Origin of the sequence: Sinomonas susongensis (genome assembly GCF_005877005.1) — a bacterium.
Taxonomy (GTDB): Bacteria; Actinomycetota; Actinomycetes; order Actinomycetales; family Micrococcaceae; genus Sinomonas; species Sinomonas susongensis.
Map to the genome: position 1 here is coordinate 22,592 of NZ_SSNH01000015.1, position 19,899 is coordinate 42,490.

General features: G+C 69.0%; 19 protein-coding genes. 17 read left to right on the top strand and 2 right to left on the bottom strand.

Features of this window, described 5'->3' with window-relative positions; all coding sequences use genetic code 11:
- The first annotated feature begins 147 nt into the window (after positions 1 to 147).
- Genes ftsH through panC form a run of 8 tightly spaced genes read left to right on the top strand, consistent with a single transcriptional unit; the run spans position 148 to position 7,210 of the window.
- A complete protein-coding gene (gene ftsH / locus E6A21_RS16095; RefSeq protein ID WP_138445180.1) occupies positions 148 to 2,283 on the top strand; it encodes an ATP-dependent zinc metalloprotease FtsH in 2,136 nt (711 codons plus the stop codon).
- A gap of 23 nt (positions 2,284 to 2,306) precedes the next feature.
- Positions 2,307 to 2,921, top strand: a complete 615-nt coding sequence (gene folE / locus E6A21_RS16100) for a GTP cyclohydrolase I FolE (protein ID WP_138445181.1) — start codon at positions 2,307 to 2,309, stop codon at positions 2,919 to 2,921.
- Between the two features lie 8 nt (positions 2,922 to 2,929).
- Positions 2,930 to 3,835: a dihydropteroate synthase gene (folP, locus tag E6A21_RS16105; protein ID WP_138445182.1), complete on the top strand. Its 906-nt coding sequence runs from the start codon at positions 2,930 to 2,932 to the stop codon at positions 3,833 to 3,835.
- Positions 3,836 to 3,845: 10 nt separating this feature from the next.
- Positions 3,846 to 4,217, top strand: coding sequence for a dihydroneopterin aldolase (gene folB / locus E6A21_RS16110; protein ID WP_138445183.1), 372 nt, complete (start codon positions 3,846 to 3,848; stop codon positions 4,215 to 4,217).
- Positions 4,218 to 4,239: 22 nt separating this feature from the next.
- Complete coding sequence (gene folK / locus E6A21_RS16115; protein WP_138445222.1) at positions 4,240 to 4,758, top strand: 2-amino-4-hydroxy-6-hydroxymethyldihydropteridine diphosphokinase; 519 nt, start codon at positions 4,240 to 4,242, stop codon at positions 4,756 to 4,758.
- Complete coding sequence (locus E6A21_RS16120; protein ID WP_138445184.1) at positions 4,755 to 5,267, top strand: DUF3180 domain-containing protein; 513 nt, start codon at positions 4,755 to 4,757, stop codon at positions 5,265 to 5,267. The genes folK and E6A21_RS16120 overlap by 4 nt, the downstream gene beginning before the upstream one ends.
- A 48-nt stretch (positions 5,268 to 5,315) precedes the next feature.
- The gene (locus E6A21_RS16125) at positions 5,316 to 6,260 is read left to right on the top strand and encodes a Rossmann-like and DUF2520 domain-containing protein (protein WP_138445223.1); all 945 of its coding nucleotides are present in this window, start codon (positions 5,316 to 5,318) and stop codon (positions 6,258 to 6,260) included.
- A gap of 2 nt (positions 6,261 to 6,262) precedes the next feature.
- Positions 6,263 to 7,210 carry a pantoate--beta-alanine ligase gene (gene panC / locus E6A21_RS16130; RefSeq protein WP_138445185.1) on the top strand — a complete coding sequence of 316 codons (948 nt, stop codon included), beginning with the start codon at positions 6,263 to 6,265 and terminating at the stop codon, positions 7,208 to 7,210.
- Between the two features lie 247 nt (positions 7,211 to 7,457).
- On the opposite strand, the gene E6A21_RS16135 is transcribed toward panC, so the two are convergent.
- Positions 7,458 to 8,306, bottom strand: a complete 849-nt coding sequence (locus E6A21_RS16135; RefSeq protein WP_138445186.1) for an alpha/beta hydrolase — start codon at positions 8,304 to 8,306, stop codon at positions 7,458 to 7,460.
- Positions 8,307 to 8,428: 122 nt separating this feature from the next.
- Here E6A21_RS16135 and lysS point away from each other — a divergent pair, with 122 nt between their 5' ends.
- From lysS to E6A21_RS16180, 9 genes are all read left to right on the top strand, one after another.
- Positions 8,429 to 9,883: a lysine--tRNA ligase gene (gene lysS / locus E6A21_RS16140; RefSeq protein WP_171041444.1), complete on the top strand. Its 1,455-nt coding sequence runs from the start codon at positions 8,429 to 8,431 to the stop codon at positions 9,881 to 9,883.
- A gap of 301 nt (positions 9,884 to 10,184) precedes the next feature.
- Positions 10,185 to 10,529, top strand: coding sequence for a histone-like nucleoid-structuring protein Lsr2 (locus tag E6A21_RS16145; RefSeq protein ID WP_138445188.1), 345 nt, complete (start codon positions 10,185 to 10,187; stop codon positions 10,527 to 10,529).
- Positions 10,530 to 10,809: 280 nt separating this feature from the next.
- Positions 10,810 to 13,329 (top strand): ATP-dependent Clp protease ATP-binding subunit, encoded by a 2,520-nt coding sequence (locus tag E6A21_RS16150; protein ID WP_138445189.1) that lies wholly within the window; start codon positions 10,810 to 10,812, stop codon positions 13,327 to 13,329.
- Positions 13,330 to 13,554: 225 nt separating this feature from the next.
- Positions 13,555 to 13,755: a hypothetical protein gene (locus tag E6A21_RS16155; protein WP_138445190.1), complete on the top strand. Its 201-nt coding sequence runs from the start codon at positions 13,555 to 13,557 to the stop codon at positions 13,753 to 13,755.
- An 18-nt stretch (positions 13,756 to 13,773) separates the two neighbouring features.
- Positions 13,774 to 14,775 (top strand): dihydroxyacetone kinase subunit DhaK, encoded by a 1,002-nt coding sequence (gene dhaK / locus E6A21_RS16160; protein ID WP_138445191.1) that lies wholly within the window; start codon positions 13,774 to 13,776, stop codon positions 14,773 to 14,775.
- A 2-nt stretch (positions 14,776 to 14,777) separates the two neighbouring features.
- Positions 14,778 to 15,425, top strand: coding sequence for a dihydroxyacetone kinase subunit DhaL (dhaL, locus tag E6A21_RS16165; protein ID WP_138445192.1), 648 nt, complete (start codon positions 14,778 to 14,780; stop codon positions 15,423 to 15,425).
- A complete protein-coding gene (gene dhaM, locus E6A21_RS16170) occupies positions 15,422 to 16,096 on the top strand; it encodes a dihydroxyacetone kinase phosphoryl donor subunit DhaM (RefSeq protein WP_138445193.1) in 675 nt (224 codons plus the stop codon). The genes dhaL and dhaM overlap by 4 nt, the downstream gene beginning before the upstream one ends.
- 67 nt (positions 16,097 to 16,163) lie before the next feature.
- Positions 16,164 to 18,281, top strand: coding sequence for a S9 family peptidase (locus tag E6A21_RS16175; RefSeq protein ID WP_138445194.1), 2,118 nt, complete (start codon positions 16,164 to 16,166; stop codon positions 18,279 to 18,281).
- Positions 18,282 to 18,290: 9 nt separating this feature from the next.
- Positions 18,291 to 18,851 carry an amino-acid N-acetyltransferase gene (locus E6A21_RS16180; RefSeq protein WP_138445195.1) on the top strand — a complete coding sequence of 187 codons (561 nt, stop codon included), beginning with the start codon at positions 18,291 to 18,293 and terminating at the stop codon, positions 18,849 to 18,851.
- A gap of 6 nt (positions 18,852 to 18,857) precedes the next feature.
- Here E6A21_RS16180 and E6A21_RS16185 read toward each other — a convergent pair whose 3' ends face one another.
- The gene (locus tag E6A21_RS16185; protein WP_425471573.1) at positions 18,858 to 19,802 is read right to left on the bottom strand and encodes an HhH-GPD family protein; all 945 of its coding nucleotides are present in this window, start codon (positions 19,800 to 19,802) and stop codon (positions 18,858 to 18,860) included.
- Between the last annotated feature and the right edge of the window lie 97 nt (positions 19,803 to 19,899).

The window sequence follows — 19,899 nt, forward strand, 5'->3', positions numbered from 1 at the left end:
ACTTTTGTCCGCCGCTGTGCGTGAAGGTCTCCGAACGGTATAGCTTGTTGCGGTACTGCTCGACAGCAGAAGGCAGCAGGGGCAGGGGACCCCAGCAGTTACTGGCGCCGCGGCACAACAGAAGGGACGGGGCTCGGCCCCGAGTTCATGAACGTCAAAAGCTTCGTCAAGGGTCCGGGGATCTGGATCCTCGTCGTGATCGCACTCCTCCTCATCGCCTTCGGAACCCTGGCTCCGGGCGGGAGCGCGACGGTCGACACGAATGTGGGCATCCAGCTCATCAAGGACGGCAAGGTCCAGTCCGCCAAGATCAACAACGGCGAAGAGCGCGTTGACCTGACGCTGAAGAACGACTACGTGGATCCCAGTGGGTCGGACAAGGGCAAGAACGTCCAGTTCTACTACGTCGACCCCCGCGGCAACGAGGTCGTCCAGGCGATCGACAACGCCAACCTCCCGGGCGGCTACAACGACGTCCCCACGGGGAACAACTGGTTCGGCTCGATCCTCTCCCTCATCATTCCCGTCCTCCTGCTCGGCGCCCTGTTCTGGTTCCTGCTCTCCCGCATGCAGGGTGGCGGTTCCCAGGTCATGAAGTTCGGCAAGTCCCGGGCCAAGATGATCACCAAGGACATGCCGCAGGTCACCTTCGCCGACGTCGCCGGCGCGGACGAGGCGGTGGAGGAGCTCCAGGAGATCAAGGAGTTCCTGCAGGAGCCCGGCAAGTTCCAGGCCGTGGGCGCCAAGATCCCCAAGGGCGTCCTGCTCTACGGCCCTCCCGGTACCGGCAAGACCCTCCTCGCTCGGGCTGTCGCGGGCGAGGCGGGTGTCCCCTTCTTCTCGATCTCCGGCTCGGACTTCGTCGAGATGTTCGTCGGCGTGGGTGCCTCGCGTGTCCGGGACCTCTTCGAGCAGGCGAAGTCGAACTCGCCGTCCATCGTCTTCGTCGATGAGATCGACGCCGTCGGCCGCCATCGTGGCGCGGGCATCGGCGGCGGCAACGACGAGCGCGAGCAGACCCTGAACCAGCTCCTCGTCGAGATGGACGGGTTCGACCCGAAGACCAATGTGATCCTCATCGCGGCGACCAACCGTCCTGACGTCCTCGACCCCGCCCTCCTGCGCCCCGGCCGCTTCGACCGCCAGATTCCCGTGGAGGCCCCCGACCTCGTGGGCCGCGAGCAGATCCTCTCCGTGCACGCGAAGGGCAAGCCGATGGCGGGCAACGTCGATCTCAAGGCCGTCGCGAAGAAGACCCCGGGCTACACGGGTGCGGACCTCGCCAACGTGCTCAACGAGGCAGCCCTGCTCACCGCGCGCTCCAACGCGCAGCTCATCGATGACCGCGCTCTCGACGAGGCGATCGACCGCGTCATGGCCGGCCCGCAGAAGCGCAGCCGGGTCATGAAGGACCTCGAGCGCAAGATCACGGCGTACCACGAAGGCGGCCACGCCCTCGTGGCGGCAGCGCTGCGGAACTCGGCGCCGGTCACCAAGATCACGATCCTTCCGCGCGGGCGTGCCCTCGGCTACACGATGGTGGTCCCGGAGGACGACAAGTACTCCGTGACGCGCAACGAGCTGCTCGATCAGCTCGCTTACGCGATGGGCGGGCGCGTCGCCGAGGAGATCGTCTTCCACGATCCCTCCACCGGTGCGTCCAATGACATCGAGAAGGCAACGTCGACGGCCCGCAAGATGGTGACCCAGTTCGGCATGAGCGAGCGCGTGGGTGCGGTGAAGCTCGGCCAGGGCGGCGGCGAGCCGTTCCTCGGCCGTGACGCTGCCCACGAGCGCAACTACTCCGACCAGGTCGCGTACGTCGTGGACGAGGAGGTGCGCCGCCTCATGGACCAGGCCCATGACGAGGCATATGCGATCCTCACGGAGAACCGCGACATCCTCGACCGGCTGGCCGGCGCGCTGCTCGAGCACGAAACCCTCAATCAGCGCGAGATCGCCGCTATCTTCACCGACGTGCGCAAGCGGGACTTCCGCGAGGTGTGGCTCTCCAAAGCGTCACGGCCCGTGCAGCACATTCCGCCGGTCGAGACCGAGAACGAGCGCCGGCTGCGCGCGGAGCTCGAGGCCAAGGCCAACCACGATCACGATGAGACCGACGCCGAGATCAAGGCCCAGGAGGAGGCGAACGACGCGCGGCGCAACCAGCCGCTCGACGCGCAGCATCCGCATGTGCACACCGGGGGCGAGCAGGACTTCTCCTCGGGCAACGGCCAGCCGCCGCACGACGGTCAGCCCCGAGGCCCCCGACACGGGGCGTGAGCTGCCCCCGATAGGATCATTCCGTGACCCACATTGACGACGACGACGTTGCCGCCGCCGCCGACTTCGACCCGCACATCGACTTGCCGCGGATCGAGGCTGCTGTCCGCGAGATCCTGCTCGCGGTAGGAGAGGATCCGGAGCGGCACGGGCTGCGCGATACCCCCAAGCGGGTGGCCAGGGCGTATGCCGAGACGTTTGCGGGGCTCCACCAGACCCCCGAGGACGTCCTCGGCGTGACCTTCGACCTCGACCACGAAGAGCTCGTGCTCGTGAAGGACATCCCGTTCTACTCGACTTGCGAGCACCATCTCGTCCCGTTCCATGGGGTTGCCCACGTCGGGTACATCCCGTCGCACGACGGCCGCGTCACCGGGTTGAGCAAGCTTGCACGCCTGGTCGACGTCTACGCGCGCCGGCCCCAGGTGCAGGAGCGCCTCACGACCGATGTGGCCGAGGCGCTCGTGAAGCACCTCAAGCCGCGTGGCGTGATCGTCGTCGTCGAGTGCGAGCATATGTGCATGTCGATGCGCGGGGTCCGCAAGCCCGGTGCGAAGACGGTCACGAGTGCGGTCCGCGGGCAGCTGCACGATCCTGCCACCCGCGCCGAAGCCATGAGCCTCATCCTCGGAAGGTAACCCCGACTATGGACACCCTCGCCGCCCCACCCGGGACCGGGCCCAACACCACCCCGCTGCCTGTTCTCCGCAAGCCCCGCCCCAGGGCCACCTTCGAGTCGCTCCCGACGGACCGCACGGTGGTCATGGGCATCCTCAACGTCACCCCCGACTCCTTCAGCGACGGCGGCCAGCACGACTCGGCCGATACCGCCATCGCCGCGGGCCTCCGGATGTTCTACGCGGGTGCTGACATCATCGACGTGGGCGGCGAGTCGACGCGTCCGGGTGCCGAGGAGGTGCCCGAAGACGAGGAGCAGCGCCGGGTCCTCCCCGTCGTCGAGGCGCTCGTCAAGGCGGGCGCACTCGTTTCCGTGGACACGCGGCGTGCCACCACGGCCGCCAAGGCGCTCGACGCCGGGGCCCTCATCGTCAACGACGTGTCGGGGCTCGAAGTGGGCCAGGACATGATCGACCTCGTCGCAGACCGCGGAGCCCACTACGTGCTCATGCACAACCGCGGCAATTCGCGCACCATGACCACCCTCGCGGACTACGACAACGTGCTCGAGGACGTCCTCGCGGAGACGGTCTCTGTCCGCGACCGCCTCCGGGCCGCCGGGGTGGCCGACGAGAAGATCATCGTCGACCCCGGACTCGGATTCGCGAAGAACGGCGAGCAGAACTGGGAGCTGGTCGCGGGCATCGACCGCTTCGTCGAGCTCGGCCACCGTGTCCTCGTCGCGGCCTCCCGCAAGCGCTTCCTCGGCGAGCTGCTCACGACGGCGGGGAAGGCCGCCGAACCGGAGCAGCGGGACGCGGCGACGGCCGCCATCACGGCACTCGTTGCGTCGAAGGGCGTGTGGGGAGTGCGCGTGCACGACGTCGCCCCGAACCTCGACGCGGTCAAGGTCGTCGCCCGGGCACGGACCTGAGGCGGCGCGCGTGGGCACCCGAGCCGATCTGATCAAGCTTCGCGGCGTCTCCGCCGTCGGCTACCACGGCGTCCTCGACTTCGAGCGCCGCGACGGGCAGCCCTTCGTGGTCGACGCCGTCCTGCACTGCGATTTCGCGGAGGCTGCCGCAGGGGACGACCTGACCAAGACGGCGAGCTACGCGGAGATCGCGGAGCGGATCACGCAGATCGTCTCCGGCGAACCCGTGAGCCTCATCGAGACGCTTGCAGTCCGGATCGCGAACGCCATCCTCGGTGAGTTCGCCGCGGTCGACGCCGCCGAGGTGACGGTCCACAAGCCGCAGGCGCCCATCGCGGTTCCATTCGACGACGTCGCTGTCACGGTCTTCCGGGAGCGCTGACGTGGACGCCGAGACTCCCGCCATCCAGTCCGAGTACACCCGCGCCGTCCTCGCGCTCGGGAGCAACCTCGGCGAACGGGCCGAGACGCTTGCGGAGGCGGTCTCGGACCTCGTCGACCGCCCGGAGGTCCGGCTCGTCGACGTCTCGCCCGTGGTCCAGACGAAGGCTGTGGGCGGCCCCGACGGCCAGCCCGACTTCCTCAACATGGTGATGATCGTGCAGACGAGCCTCGGCCCCTACGAGCTCCTCGCCCATTGCCAGGCCGTCGAGGCCAAGCACCTCCGCACCCGTGAGGTGCGATGGGGTCCGCGGACGCTCGACATCGACATCATCACCTACGGTGACCTGGTCCAGGACGACCCGGTCCTGACCCTCCCGCATCCTCGCGCGGCCGAGCGGGCGTTCGTGCTGTTCCCGTGGCTGCTCATCGATCCGACGGCCGTTCTCGAGGGCCACCCCATCGTGGAGCTCCTCGAGGACTGCGGCGACACGAGCGACATCGAGGACTACGACATGCTGCTCGACGAGGGCCTCGCATGAAGCCACTGCGCATCACGGTTCTCGGTCTCATCGGCATAGTCCTCGGCCTCCTCGGCTTCGCCGCCACCCAGCTCTCGGACCGGGCCTCAGCGGCGACTCCGGTGCTGCCGTACAGCGCACTCGGGAGCGTGGCGATCATCGCGGTCTTCACGCTCGCGCTCGGAATCCGCGTGCTGCGCTGGCGCAACGAGGAGACCAGGAAGCGGATGATCGACCCGATCTTCGCGGCGCGAACCCTCGTCCTCGCGCATGCCTGCGCGTATGCCGGCGCTGTACTGCTCGGCTGGCACGCCGGGATCGTGGCGGACCAGATCCCCGTGTGGATCGCACGCGCCACGAGCCCCGTCGTGCTGCAGGCGGTAGCGATGATGGGAGGCGGCGTCGTCATGGTCGCGATCGGCCTGCTCGTGGAGCGCTTCTGCAGGATCCCTCCCGAGGACACCGACGAGGGCGAGGGGGGCGGCAAGGGCGCGCCGCGGACGGGCGACGCCGAGGGCGGCTATGCGTAAGAGGTCCACGCTCGTGATGGATGCCCTGACTGGAGGGGGCGAGCGGTGGTGACTCGTCCCGGGCGCTTGGGGGTCGGCGTCATCGGCGCGGGAAAGGTGGGTGCCGTACTCGGTGCGGCCCTGCGCGCGGCCGAGCACGCCGTCGTCGGCGTTTCCGCTGTCTCGGAGGCTAGCCGCGACCGTGCGGAGGCCCTTCTCCCCGGCGTTCCGGTCCTCGAGATACCGGACATCGTGGAGCGCTCCGAGCTCGTGCTCCTCGCCGTCCCGGACGACGCACTGGGACCACTCGTCGAGGGGCTCGCGAAGCTCGGGGCGTGGCAGGCTGGCCAGCTCGTCGCGCACACGTCCGGCCGCCATGGCGTCGGCGTTCTCGCACCGGTCCGCTCCGCTGGGGCGATCCCGCTCGCCATCCACCCGGCGATGACGTTCACGGGCATGAGCCTTGACCTCCGCAGGCTCCTCGACTGCCGCTTCGGGGTGACTGCGGATCCGGCGATGCTGCCGATCGCCCAGGCCCTCGTGGTCGAGATGGGTGCGGAGCCCGTCGTCATAGCAGAGGGCGACCGGGTCACCTACCATGCGGCACTCGCGCACGGATCGAACCATCTCGTCACCCTTGTCGCGCAGGCGGCGGAGGTCCTCGGCCGGATCGGGGTGGACGAGCCGGACCAGCTCCTCGGGCCGCTTCTGCGCGCGTCGCTCGACAATGCGCTGGCCGCGGGCGAGTCGGCGCTCACTGGACCTGTCGCCCGCGGGGATGTCGGCACCGTCGGCGCGCACGCCGAGGCGCTCGTCGAGCTCGCGCAGGAGACCAGCGGCCCGGGCGACGGCGGCACCGCCGATATCCTTGAGGCCTACCGGGCGATGGCCCTTGCCACAGCCCGCCGCGCAGAGCGGCGCGGCCTCTTCGGTGCCGACGTCCGGGCCAGGCTCGAGGCCGCCCTCAGACCCGAGGACGAGCCCGGGGCGGAGGACCCAGGAGAGGAACCGTAGAGATGCCCATCACCGTCGGGACGAAGGCCGAGCTGCGGTCTGAGATCGCGCGCCTCATGGAGGAGCATGCGGGCCGGCGGGGTGGAGGGGCGTCACTCGGGCTGGGCGACGCCTCAGCGGCCAGACCATCCCTGGGACTCGTGCCGACCATGGGCGCCCTCCACGACGGCCACCGGAGTCTGGCCGAGGCAGCCGTCGCGGCGAACGACGTCGTCGTGGTGAGCATCTTCGTCAATCCGCTCCAGTTCGGCGACCCCGAGGACCTCGAGCGGTACCCCCGAACGCTCGAGGCGGACGTGGCGCTCCTCGACTCCATCGGCGTCGACCTCGTTTTCGCCCCCTCCGTGGAGGAGATGTATCCCGGCGGCGACCCGCTCGTGCGGGTGACCGCGGGCCCGCTTGCCGAGAAGTGGGAGGGCGCTTCGCGTCCGGGTCACTTCGACGGTGTCCTCACGGTCGTGTCGAAGCTGTTCCACCTCGCCCTGCCGGGACCTGCGGCGGGGCGTCCCGCGGTGTTCCGCGCGTACTTCGGGCAGAAGGATGCGCAGCAGGTCGCGATCGTGCGGCGCATGGTGAAGGACCTCGACTTCCCGGTCGAGGTGGTGGGGGTCCCGATTGTGCGGGCCGAGGATGGTCTCGCCCTCTCGAGCCGCAACCAGTTCCTCGATGAGCAGGACCGCGAGGCGGCACTCGTGCTCTCGCGCGCCCTGCGTCTCATGGATGAGCGGGCCGCAGCCCGCGAGCCGCTCGAGCCGGACGACGCCGTCGCCCTCATCAAGTCGCAGCCCGGCGTCGACCTCGACTATTTCGAGGTCGTGGACCCGGACACCCTCGAGCCGTTGGCCTTCAACTGCCGCGAGACGCCCTTCACGGGTGAGGCCCTCGCGATCGTGGCAGCCCGCGTCGGCGGCGTTCGACTCATCGACAACATGCCCCTCGCCGCCCGCTGACCCCGCCCGGCCCCTTTGCCGTTTCGGGTACAGAAACCCGCCGGCTTCTGGCGTTTCGGGTACAGAAACCCGCCGGCTTCTGGCGTTTCGGGTACAGAAACCCGCCCGGCAACATTCTGAGACGAGGCAGTTGGTGTACCCGAAATGGGGTGGTGGGGGGAGTTGGTGTACCCGAGATGGGGTGGTGGGGGGAGTTGGTGTACCCGAGACGGGTCGAGGGGGAGTTGGTGTACCCGAGACGGGTGGGCTAGCTCGCGAAGAAGTCCGCGAGGCGGTCCACGAGGGCCTTCGCGGGCCGCTCGGGGGCGTCGTGGGCCAGACGCGGAAGGACTCCGAAGTCGGAAGCGGGCAGCACGCCGTCGAGCGCTTCCGCGGCTTCGGCGAAGTACTCCGGACTCGCGCCGCCGACCAGGAGCAGCGTCTCGAGCGGGAGCTGCTCGAACGGCTTGGCCTTCGAATCGGCGGCGACGACGGCACGGATTTCGCGAGGGCCGGTCGGCAGGAGGCTCGTGAGCACCTTGCCGGGCTGCGTCCGGCTGCCGATGCGATTCAGGACGGTGAGGATCGGCAGCGGCAGCTTCGCGATCGGACCAGCCGTCTGGAGCCCGCGCAGGAGGACGGCGAGGGCCTTCTCCTCGTCGCCCCTGCCGAGCGCTGACTCGTAGTCCTCGAGCCAGTCGGCGTTGAAGTTCCCGTTGAAGGAGATGATGGGGTCGTAGACGGCGAGCTGCGTGATGTCGAGCGTCCGGCCCGCGTTGAGCGCGATGCACCCTCCGTAGTTGTGCCCGAACACCGACTGCGACCGCGTCTGCGCGAGGACCGCCCCCAGATCGTTCACCTCGACGGTGAGCGAATAGTCGTCCGGCTGGGGCGACGATGCCCCACGGCCGCGGCGGTTGTAGACATGGACTGGGGCGTCGAGCGCCTCGGCCAGCCGTTGCGCGAGGTCTCGGTACAGTTCCGCCGTCACCATCGAGCCGTGGACGACGACGACCCCGCCTTCCGCCCGAGCCTCGCCGGTCGCGGCGGTGAACAGCTCGAGAACAGCGCCGTCCGGAGTCGGGACGGTGGAGGCGACAAACTGGGAGGCTGCCATACGACGAGCCTAGCCCACAGGCTGCTGGCCTAGAATTGAACACTGTGACTGCGCAGAACACCGCCCCTGGAGCCGAGCAGGCCCTTCCGTCCGGAACAGAGCCCGCCGACGCCAGCGAGCAGATGCACGTTCGCCTGGACAAGCGCGGCAAGCTCATCGCGCGGGGCGAGGAGCCCTATCCGGTGATGCTCGAGCGCAGCCACTCACTCGCCCAGATCCGCGAGAAGTTTCCTGATCTCGAGCCGGATACCGCCACGGGCGAAGTCGTGGGTGTCGTGGGTCGTGTCGTCTTCGTGCGCAACACGGGCAAGCTGTGCTTCGCGACCCTCCAGGAGGGGGACGGGACGCGTCTCCAGGCCATGCTGAGCCTCGCGAACGTCGGCGAGGAGCGTTTGGCCGACTGGAAGTCCCTTGTCGACCTCGGTGATCATGTCTACGTCCACGGCGAAGTCATCTCGTCCAAGCGCGGCGAGCTCTCGGTCATGGCGGACGACTGGAAGATGGCGTCGAAGGCCCTCCGGCCGCTCCCGACCCTGCACGCTGAGCTCAATGAGGAGACCCGGGTTCGCCAGCGTTATGTCGACCTCCTGATCCGGGAGGAGGCGCGGCAGATGGTCTATACGCGGGCCAAGATCACGAAGTCCGTCCGTGACACCCTCGATTCCCACGGATATGTGGAGGTCGAGACACCTATGCTCAATCTCATCCATGGCGGCGCAGCGGCTCGGCCGTTCGAAACGCACCTCAATGCATTCGACCAGCGGATGACGCTGCGCATTGCGACGGAACTGTATCTCAAGCGCGCTGTCGTGGGCGGAATCGAGCGGGTCTACGAGATCGGCAGGGTGTTCCGCAACGAGGGTGTGGATTCGACGCACAGCCCCGAATTCACGACGCTCGAATGCTACGAGGCGTACGCCGACCAATTCACGATGGCCGAGCGGATGAAGGAGATCATCCTCAACGTCGCGGATGTTGTGGGCAGCCGGCAGATTGAGACGCCGCAGGGAACGATCGACCTCGACGGCGAATGGCGCTGGCTCGGGGTGTATCCGGGCCTGTCCGAGGCGGTGGGCGAAGAGATCACGCCCGATACGCCCCTCGAAAAGCTCCTCGAGATCGGCGACCGCCATGGCGTCAGGACCGACCCGCTGTGGACGGCGGAAAAGGCCGTGGTCGAGCTCTTCGGAGACATCGTGGAGCCGACACTGATCCATCCGACTTTCGTCTATGATTACCCGCCTTCGGCGCAGCCGTTGGCGCGTCCCCACCGTGACGACCCACGTCTCATTGAGGCTTGGGACCTGATTATCGGCGGAATGGAGCGCGGTACAGCATTCTCCGAGCTCATTGACCCCGTCATCCAGCGCGAGCGGCTCACGGAGCAGTCGCGCCTTGCCGCGGAGGGCGACGACGAGGCGATGCAGCTCGACGAGGACTTCCTGCGCGCGCTCGAATACGGTGCACCCCCCATGGGGGGCATCGGCCTCGGGATCGACCGCCTTGTCATGCTGTTCACGCAGGCGGGCATCCGCGAGACCATCCTGTTCCCCTTGCTCAAGCCGGAGGCCAACTGACATGGATTACGTAGAAGTCCTGCTCCCGCCGATCGTGGTCGGACTCATATTCTGGTTCGCAATCCGCGCAATTTTCAATGCGGACAAGTCGGAGCGTGAGGCTCTCGCTGCCGCCGAAAGGGAAGCGGACCTCCGTGAGCAAGGAAAAAGTTCTCCCTCTGGCGAGTGATTCGTTTTGACGCCATGGTGGCGCGGCAGCATAATGGCAGTGCAATAGCGACGCCAGCACGAATTGTGCCGTCTGCAAGTGCAGCGCCTGCCAGGCAGGCCGTCGATCAAGCACCGACAGAGAGAGAATGCCATGGCACAGAAAGTCAAGATCATCCTCGTTGACGACCTCGACGGGGGTTCCGCGGACGAGACCGTCCGTTTCGGCATCGACGGCTCGAGCTATGAGATCGATCTCTCCCATGAGAATGCGACGAAGCTTCGTGACTCCCTCCAGGGGTACGTGTCGGCGGCCCGCAAGTCGTCTGCCCGTGGGCAGCAGGCCCCCCGCGCCCGTTCTGCTTCGGGCAGCACGGGTTCACGCAATTCTGATTCCGCCAAGATCCGCCAGTGGGCTCGTGACAACGGTTACAACGTGAACAGCCGCGGCCGCATTCAGGCCGAGATTCAGGAAGCATACCGCAAGGCAAACGCCTGATTCTGACTTTCCCTGATTGATCGCGAAACCCGGCGCCGCAACGGCGCCGGGTTTTCTGCATTTGTTGGGCTAATTTCGAAATTACGGGAAGTGCGACGGCGGATGAAACGGCCCGCGGACGACTCCAGGGCGCACTCCGGGAACTTCCGTGACCACGGCGCGGTTCACCCCGTGGCGAACAGCGCTGTGCGGGCAGCAGCCGCCACGTAGCATCGAACTACTTGCCAGTGCTGTCTTTGGCAGCTCTGCACCCAATCAGCAACACCGGGGAGTTCGAGCGATGTTCGAGAGATTCACAGACCGCGCCCGTCGCGTGGTCGTGCTGGCCCAAGAAGAGGCCCGCATGCTCAACCACAACTACATCGGCACCGAGCACATCCTCCTGGGTCTTATCCACGAGGGGGAGGGAGTGGCCGCGAAGGCGCTCGAATCCCTTGGTATCTCCTTGGACGGTGTGCGGGAGCAGGTGCAGGAGATCATCGGCCAAGGCCAGCAGGCGCCTTCTGGTCACATTCCGTTCACGCCGCGCGCCAAGAAGGTGCTCGAGCTGTCCCTGCGCGAGGCGCTGCAGCTCGGCCACAACTACATCGGCACCGAGCACATCCTGCTGGGCCTGATCCGCGAGGGCGAAGGCGTCGCGGCCCAGGTCCTCGTCAAGCTCGGCGCCGACCTCAATCGCGTCCGCCAGCAGGTCATCCAGCTGCTCTCGGGCTACCAGGGCAAGGAGACGGCGTCGCCCGGCTCCGGCTCGGGCCAGCCGGAGGGGAGCCCCGCGGGTTCCGTGGTGCTCGACCAGTTCGGCCGCAACCTCACGCAGGCCGCCCGCGAGAACAAGCTCGATCCCGTGATCGGGCGCGAGCACGAGATGGAACGCGTCATGCAGGTCCTCTCGCGCCGCACCAAGAACAACCCCGTGCTCATCGGCGAGCCCGGCGTCGGCAAGACCGCCGTCGTCGAGGGCCTCGCGCAGGCGATCGTGCGCGGCGACGTCCCCGAGACGATCAAGGACAAGCAGCTCTACACGCTCGACCTCGGTTCCCTCGTGGCCGGCTCCCGCTACCGCGGCGACTTCGAGGAGCGCCTCAAGAAGGTCCTCAAGGAGATCCGCACCCGCGGCGACATCATCCTCTTCATCGACGAGATCCACACGCTCGTCGGTGCCGGTGCCGCTGAGGGCGCGATCGACGCCGCGAGCATCCTGAAGCCGATGCTCGCGCGCGGCGAGCTCCAGACGATCGGCGCGACGACGCTCGACGAGTACCGCAAGCACATCGAGAAGGATGCGGCGCTCGAGCGGCGCTTCCAGCCGATCCAGGTTGCGGAGCCGACGGTGGCGCTCACGATCGAGATCCTCAAGGGGCTCCGCGATCGCTACGAGGCGCACCACCGTGTCACGATCACGGACAGCGCGCTCGCTGCTGCGGCCAATCTGTCGGAGCGGTACATCAGCGACCGCTTCCTCCCGGACAAGGCCATCGACCTGATCGACGAGGCTGGCGCCCGCCTGCGGATCCGTCGGATGACGGCGCCGCCGGAGCTCAAGGCGCTCGACGAGCGCATCGCGAGCCTCAAGCTCGAGAAGGAATCTGCGATCGACGCGCAGGACTTCGAGGGCGCGGCGGCGCTGCGGGACAAGGAGCAGAAGCTCATTTCGGAGCGCGCCGAGCGCGAGCGTGCGTGGAAGTCCGGCGACATGGACGGCGTGGCCGAGGTGGACGAGGAGCTCGTCGCCGAGGTGCTCGCCAATTCGACGGGCATCCCGGTCTTCAAGCTCACCGAGGAGGAGTCTTCGCGGCTCCTGCACATGGAGGACGAGCTCCACAAGCGTGTCGTCGGCCAGGACGACGCCATCAAGGCGCTCTCCCGCTCCATCCGCCGCACGCGGGCCGGCCTCAAGGACCCGAAGCGCCCCGGTGGGTCGTTCATCTTCGCGGGCCCGACCGGCGTCGGCAAGACGGAGCTGGCGAAGGCCCTCGCGGAGTTCCTCTTCGGCGAGGAAGACGCGCTCATCACGCTCGACATGTCCGAGTTCTCGGAGAAGCACACCGTCTCGCGGCTCTTCGGTGCCCCTCCGGGCTACGTCGGCTACGAAGAGGGCGGCCAGCTCACCGAGAAGGTGCGCCGGCGGCCGTTCTCGGTCGTGCTGTTCGACGAGGTTGAGAAGGCCCACGCGGACCTCTTCAACTCCCTCCTGCAGATCCTCGAGGACGGACGCCTCACGGACAGCCAGGGCCGGGTCGTGGACTTCAAGAACACGATCATCATCATGACGACCAACCTGGGTACCCGGGACATCTCGAAGGGCGTCATGACCGGCTTCCAGTCGGGCACGGACACGAAGACGACCTACGACCGCATGAAGGCCCGCGTGACGGAGGAGCTCAAGCAGCACTTCCGCCCCGAGTTCCTCAACCGCGTCGACGACATCGTCGTGTTCCCGCAGCTCACGCAGGACGAGATCATCGAGATCGTCGATCTCATGATCGAGCGGCTCGAGCGGCGGCTCAAGGACAAGGACATGGGCATCGAGCTCACCCAGAAGGCGAAGGTCCTGCTGGCGACCCGCGGCTACGATCCCGCCATGGGTGCCCGGCCGCTGCGCCGGGTGATCCAGAGCGAGATCGAGGACCAGCTCTCGGAGAGGATCCTCTTCGGGGACATCTCCGCGGGCGACATCGTGCTCGTCGATGTCGAGGGCGAAGGTGATCTCGCGAAGTTCACGTTCGTCGGCACGGCGCGCCCGCACCTCCCCGAGGTGGTCACGGCGGGCAAGGGCGGCTCGAAGGAGCTCGGCGCCTGATCCGCTGATCCTGCACACAGGCTGATTGACGACGCGGCCCCCACCTCCCGAGGTGGGGGGCCGCCGTCGTCTGCTGTCGAACTCGGCGCGCGGTCCTCTCCGCCTGAGCTCGAAATTGTCTGCGGGCTCTGGAGTTGTGCGGGCACCTCTGCTTACGGTCGGAGGTGCCCGGCCCTGCCGGGCGCCGTCGGCGTGGCCGGCGGCCTACGACGGAAGGGGAGAGCCATGACGAGCACGAGCGGGTCTGAGGACGAGGGAGTCGAGCGCGCCGAGGAGCAGGGCGGCTACGGCAGCCCGACCCCCGAACAGGAGGCGGGCGGCCTGACGGGCCAGAAAAGCCAGGACAGCCAAGGCAGCCAGGGCAGCCAGGCACCCGGGCCGAGCGAAGACGATGACGAGGACCAGGGCGAGCACGACGTCGACTGACGGGGGCAGAGGAGCAAGGTGAAGAAGCTCATCAACGACCCGCGCGCGGTGGTAGAGGAGTCAGTCGACGGGTTCGGCCTGGCCCACGCCGATCTCGTCGAGGTGCACCGGGATCCCCTCTACGTCGCGCGAAGGGGCGGGGCCGTGCAGGGCAAGGTCGGGCTCGTCTCGGGCGGCGGGAGCGGGCACGAGCCGCTCCACGCGGGTTACGTCGGGCAGGGCATGCTCGACGCCGCGGTCCCAGGGCCGGTCTTCACCTCGCCGACGCCGGACCAGATCCTTCCGGCGACCCGGGCGGCGGACGGCGGCGTCGGCGTCGTCCACATCGTGAAGAACTACACGGGCGACGTGCTCAACTTCGAGACTGCTGCGGAGCTGTGCGAAGCCGAGGGCATCGAGGTGCGCACCGTCCTCGTGAACGACGACGTCGCGGTCGAGGACTCGCTCTACACGGCCGGTCGGCGGGGAGTCGCGGGGACGGTGCTCGTGGAGAAGATCGCGGGCGCAGCCGCCGAACGGGGGGAGTCGCTCGACGCGGTCGAGGCGGTGGCGCGGAAGGTCGTCGCAAACGTCCGTTCGATGGGCCTCGCGCTGGCCCCCGGCACAGTCCCGCACGTCGGGAGGCCGAGCTTCGAGCTCGAGGAGGGCGAGATCGAGGTCGGCATCGGGATCCACGGAGAGCCCGGCAGGAGGCGCGTGGGCCTCGAGCCGGCCGACGCCCTCACGGAGCACCTGCTCACCCCGGTCGTCGAGGACCTCGGCGTCCGAGGGGGAGACAAGGTGCTCCTGTTCGTCAACGGCATGGGCGGGACACCGCTCTCGGAGCTGTACATCGTGTACCGGCGCGCCGCGCAGCTCCTCGCCGATCGCGGCGCGATTGTTGAACGGAGCCTTGTGGGTAACTACACCACATCGCTCGAGATGCAGGGCTGCTCTGTCACCGTCCTGCGGCTCGACGACGAGCTGACAACATGGTGGGACGCGCCGGTCAAGACTGCGGCGCTGCGATGGGGAGTGTGAGCATGACGGCTTTGGACGCTGCCTGGGCGGACCGCTGGCTCCGGGAGTGCGCCCGAGTCCTCGCGGAGCGCCGCGAGGAGCTCATCGACCTCGACCGCGCGATCGGGGACGGGGACCACGGAGAGAACATGGACCGCGGCTTCCGTGCCGTGGTCGCGAAGCTCGACGAGGCGCGCAGCGATTCCATCGCAGCGGCCCTCAAGCTCGCTGCGATGACGCTCATGAGCACGGTCGGCGGGGCGGCCGGGCCCTTGTACGGGACGGCGTTCCTGCGCGCGTCCGTGGCCGCCGGCGACCGGGACCGCCTCAACGGGCCGGCCGTCGAGGCGCTGCTCGCCGCGGCGCGGGATGGGATCGTGGCCCGCGGCAAGGCAGAACCGGGCGACAAGACGATGGTCGACGCGTGGACCCCGGCGGTCAAAGCGGCTGCGGCGCCCGCCGACGGCGAAGCGGCCCTCGAGGCCGCGGCCTCCGCTGCCGAGGCCGGCGCCCAGGCGACCAAGCCGCTCGTGGCCCGGAAGGGCAGGGCCAGCTACCTCGGGAGCCGCAGCGTGGGGCACCTCGACCCGGGGGCGGTGTCGACGTCGTACATCCTTCGGGCGGCCGTGACCGCGGCGATGTCCGAGATCAGCGCGGGGGGAGTTGCATGAGCCCGGTCGGCCTGCTGATCGTCTCGCACAGCGCGCGGCTCGCCGAGGGGGTCGTCGAGCTTGCGGAGCAGATGGCCCGTTCCGTGCCGCTCGTCGCGGCCGGGGGGACGGACGACGGCGGCGTGGGCACGAGTTTCGAGAAGGTCATGAAGGGGATCGCCGAGGCCGATCACGGTGCCGGGGTGGTCGTCATCGCCGATCTTGGCTCCGCGATCATGACAGCGGAGTCGGTGCTCGAGTTCCTCGACGACGAGCAGCGCTCGCGGGTACGGATCGCCGACGCTGCGATCGTGGAGGGGGCCGTGGCCGCAGCCGTGGCCGCCGAGTCGGGGGCGGGGCTCGACGCCGTCGTGCGCGCTGCCGAGGAGGCGGTGGCCGGTGCCGAGCCGGAGGAGGCGCCGGAGGCTGCCGAACCCTCGGAGTCGGCCGTCCTCACGCTCTCGAATCGCACGGGCCTGCACGCCCGCCCTGCCGCTGTCCTCGCGGGGAGGCTCTCGCAGCTCGATGCCGAGGTGACGATCAACGGCGTCGACGCCCAGTCCGTCATGGCGCTCATGGCGCTGGGAGCGAAGAAGGGCGAGCAGCTCGTCGTGGAGGCATCGGGGGCGGATGCCGCTCGGGCAGTGAGCCTCGTGCGGGAACAGGTCGAGCAGGGCTTCGGCGAGGTGTGAAAGAAGTGTTTCACCATAAGTGAACGCCTCTGTGCTCCGGGCCACAGAACAGGGTTGAATCGGTGCCATGAGCGCCGACGTCCAGAACCAAGAACCGCAGACCTCCCAAGCCGCGCCGAAGGCCAGCCCCGAGACCCCGTTCCACGACCTCGAACACTACGTCGCCCTCCCGCGACTGAGCGGCCTGGTCCTGAGCCCAGACGGTTCCCGGCTCGTCACGACTGTCGCGACCCTCAACGGCAAGGGCACCGAGTACGGTTCGGCGCTCTGGGAGATCGACCCCTCAGGAGACCGCCCCGCCCGGCGCATCACGCGCAGTGCGAAGGGCGAGGCGGGCGCGGCGTTCACGGCGAACGGGGACCTGTTCTTCACATCGGCCCGGCCCGATCCGGAGAAGCCCGACGAGGACCCCGTCACCGCCCTGTGGCTGCTCCCGCGGGACGGCGGCGAGGCGAGGGTAGTGCAGAGCCGGGCGGGCGGGGTCGGCACGGTGCTCACGGCGCGCGCGGCCGACGCCGCCTTCCTTCAGGCCTCCGTCCTCCCGGGAAGCTCGGACGAGGAGGACGACGAGAAGCGCCGCAAGGCCCGCAAGGACGGCAAGGTCGCAGCGATCCTGCACTCGGGCTACCCGGTCCGCTTCTGGGACGCCGATCTCGGCCCCGACGAGCCGCGGCTCTTCGCCGTCGAACGCTCCTCGAAGGAGCCCGAGCCCGGCAGGCCCACCACAGTCGACGAGGGGCCAGCGCTCGAGCTCCGGAACCTCACCCCCGACATCGGTGGCGGCCTCCGCTTCGGAGAAACCCATGTAAGCCCCGACGGCACGACGCTGTACGCTGCGGTCCTCAAGCCGCTCGCGAAGGCGGACCAGCGGAGCGAGCTCGTCGCGGTCGACGCCGCGACAGGCGCCCGCCGCACGCTCCTCGCCGAGGAGGGCAAGGACTTCTTCCCCGGCCCGGCGAGCCCCGACGGCCGCACGCTCGCCGTCGTCGTCGAGCCGCACACGACGCCGACCGAGTCCTATCGGAGCGAGCTCCACCTCCTGGACCTCGAGAGCGGCGAGCTGCGCCGCGTCGCCCCCGACTGGGACCGCCAGGCGCACCCCCACGCGTGGCTTCCGGACGGCTCCGCGCTCCTCGTCACAGCGGACGACGCCGGCCGCTCGCCCGTCTTCCGCATCGACCAGGAGAGCGCCGGCGTCAGCCGGGTGACGGACGACGACGCGACGTACAGCGACGTCGTCGTCGGCCCCGACGCTTCCCTCGCCTACGCCCTGCGCAGCTCGTACCTGTTCCCGCCAGAGGCCGTCCGCATCGATCTCGCGAGCGGGGACGTGACCCGGCTGTCGAATCCGGTGGAGCGCCCCGAGATCCCGGGCCGCCTCGAGGAGGTCACTGCCACGGCCGAGGACGGGACGCCGCTGCGTGCGTGGCTTGCCCTTCCTCCGGGCGGGGAGGGGACCCGCCACCCGCTGCTCCTGTGGATCCACGGCGGCCCCATCGGCTCCTGGAACGCGTGGACCTGGCGCTGGAACCCCTGGCTCATGACAGCGCAGGGCTACGCCGTCCTGCTCCCGGACCCGGCCCTCTCGACCGGCTACGGGCAGGACTTCATCCAGCGGGGCTGGGGACGGTGGGGCGCGGAGCCCTTCACCGACCTCATGGCGATCACGGACGCCGCGCTCGAACGGCCCGACCTCGACCCCGAGCGGACGGCCGCGATGGGCGGCTCGTTCGGCGGGTACATGGCCAACTGGGTGGCGGGCCACACAGACCGCTTCCGGGCGATCGTCACCCACGCGAGCCTCTGGGCGCTCGAGGGCTTCGGCATGACAACGGACATGGCCCACTACTGGGCGAAGGAAATGGACGAGGCCATGCAGGAGGCCTACTCGCCGCACCGCTCGGTCGGCGACATCCGCACACCCATGCTCGTCATCCACGGCGACAAGGACTACCGCGTCCCGATCGGGGAGGGCCTGCGCCTCTGGTACGAGCTCCTCAGCAAGTCGCAGCTCTCCATCGACGAGTCGGGCCGCACGCCGCACCGCTTCCTCTATTTCCCGGACGAGAACCATTGGATCCTCAAGCCGCAGCACACGAAGGTCTGGTACGGCGTCGTGAATGCGTTCCTCGCGCAGCATGTCCTCGGGGAGGAGCGTGAGCTGCCGGAGGAACTCGGGCTCTAGGATGGCTGCATGACAGCCGCGGAAGCCACGACCGAGCCCACCGCTGCCCCGCCCTTCAGGGTTCGACGCGCGCGGACGAGCGATGTCGCCGCCATCAGGCGGCTCGTGGCCCCGCTCGCAGAGCGCAGGATCCTCATATCCAAGGAGTCCGTCGCCTACTTCGAATCCATCCAGGAGTTCCGGGTCGCGGAGACGGACGACGGCGAAGTCATCGGCTGCGGGGCGCTCCACGTCATGTGGGAAGACCTCGCCGAGGTCCGCACTCTTGCCGCCGCCGACAGCTGGCGGGGGCACGGGGTGGGCCATGCGCTCGTCGAGCGGCTCCTTGACGACGCGGCCGAGATCGGTGTGCAGCGGGTCTTCTGCCTCACGTTCGAGGTGCGGTTCTTCGAGCGGCACGGCTTCGAGGTCATGGCCGACCAGACGGCCGTGGACCCCGAGGTCTACTCGGAGCTCCTGCGGTCGGCCGACGAGGGCGTTGCCGAATTCCTCGACCTGGCCAGGGTCAAGCCGAACACGCTCGGCAACACGCGCATGATCAAGTGGCTCGCGGGGCGCGCCCGGGAGTAGCCGCGCCTAGTGGGGGAGTGAGAGCCCCGCGGGGAGCTCTACCGCGAGTCCGTCCGCGAGGAGCCCGGCGATGCAGCGTTCGAGCTGTTCCGGGGCGGGCGCGAGCGTGTGGAGGCGTGCGAGCTCGGGATTCGTGCTCTCCCGTTCGGCGACCGCCATCGCCGGGCCTTCCAGGACGACGCGAGGAACCGGGTGCGAGGCCCCACGGAGCACGGCCATGACGGCGCCCCGCACCTGCCGGTCCGTCCCGTGCCAGGCCTGGCCCTTCGGGACGTATGACGGCGGGGGCTCACCTGCCGCCCGCCACGCACACGCGTCCGCTACCGGGCAGATCAGGCATTTCGGCGCCCGGGCCGTGCAGACCATGGCTCCCAGCTCCATGACGCCCGCGTTCCAGCGGACGGACGTCTCGTCGTCGTCCGGGAGGAGCGTCTCGGCGAGCCGTCGCTCCGCGGCCGTGAGGGCCGGAGCGGGAAGGGCCTCGCCACGGATCAGCCTCGCGTGCACCCGCCGGATGTTGGTGTCGACCACGGATGCCCGGCGCCCGAACGCGAACGCCGCGACGGCGGCCGCGGTGTAGCCGCCCACTCCGGGCAGCGCGAGGAGGCCGTCCTCGGAATCGGGGAGCTCGCCGTCGTGCGCGGTGGCGATGACCGTCGCGGCGGCGTGAAGGCGCAGCGCCCGGCGCGGATAGCCGAGCCGCCCCCAGGCCCGGACCGCCTCCCCAGACGGCTCGGCGGCCAGGTCGCCGGGCTTGGGCCAGCGTTCCATCCACGCGCTCCACACCGGGAGCACCCGCACGACCGGCGTCTGCTGGAGCATGACCTCGCTCACGAGCACACCCCACGGGCTGCACTCCGGGTGCCGCCAAGGGAGGTCCCGCGCCTCGGCGGCGAACCAGCGGACGACGGCGCCATGCAGTTTCGCGGTCAGGGCTCCTCCTCCGGGTATGGTCGCCGGTGCGGTATTGATGGCCGGCTCGTGGGCGATTCCACTCTAGCTGCGCGGCGCGGCGTGGCCGCGGGCGCCCCAAGGTTTCCTAGCCTAG

Excerpts from the sequence above, each read along its gene's own strand:
- E6A21_RS16155 (WP_138445190.1), top strand. The coding sequence starts at position 13,555 with ATGACGAGCACGAGCGGGTCTGAGGACGAGGGAGTCGAGCGCGCCGAG.
- E6A21_RS16135 (WP_138445186.1), bottom strand. The coding sequence starts at position 8,306 with ATGGCAGCCTCCCAGTTTGTCGCCTCCACCGTCCCGACTCCGGACGGC.
- E6A21_RS16120 (WP_138445184.1), top strand. The coding sequence starts at position 4,755 with ATGAAGCCACTGCGCATCACGGTTCTCGGTCTCATCGGCATAGTCCTC.
- dhaM (WP_138445193.1), top strand. The coding sequence starts at position 15,422 with ATGAGCCCGGTCGGCCTGCTGATCGTCTCGCACAGCGCGCGGCTCGCC.
- folP (WP_138445182.1), top strand. The coding sequence starts at position 2,930 with ATGGACACCCTCGCCGCCCCACCCGGGACCGGGCCCAACACCACCCCG.
- panC (WP_138445185.1), top strand. The coding sequence starts at position 6,263 with ATGCCCATCACCGTCGGGACGAAGGCCGAGCTGCGGTCTGAGATCGCG.
- E6A21_RS16175 (WP_138445194.1), top strand. The coding sequence starts at position 16,164 with ATGAGCGCCGACGTCCAGAACCAAGAACCGCAGACCTCCCAAGCCGCG.
- ftsH (WP_138445180.1), top strand. The coding sequence starts at position 148 with ATGAACGTCAAAAGCTTCGTCAAGGGTCCGGGGATCTGGATCCTCGTC.
- E6A21_RS16145 (WP_138445188.1), top strand. The coding sequence starts at position 10,185 with ATGGCACAGAAAGTCAAGATCATCCTCGTTGACGACCTCGACGGGGGT.
- E6A21_RS16150 (WP_138445189.1), top strand. The coding sequence starts at position 10,810 with ATGTTCGAGAGATTCACAGACCGCGCCCGTCGCGTGGTCGTGCTGGCC.
- E6A21_RS16180 (WP_138445195.1), top strand. The coding sequence starts at position 18,291 with ATGACAGCCGCGGAAGCCACGACCGAGCCCACCGCTGCCCCGCCCTTC.
- lysS (WP_171041444.1), top strand. The coding sequence starts at position 8,429 with ATGCACGTTCGCCTGGACAAGCGCGGCAAGCTCATCGCGCGGGGCGAG.
- dhaL (WP_138445192.1), top strand. The coding sequence starts at position 14,778 with ATGACGGCTTTGGACGCTGCCTGGGCGGACCGCTGGCTCCGGGAGTGC.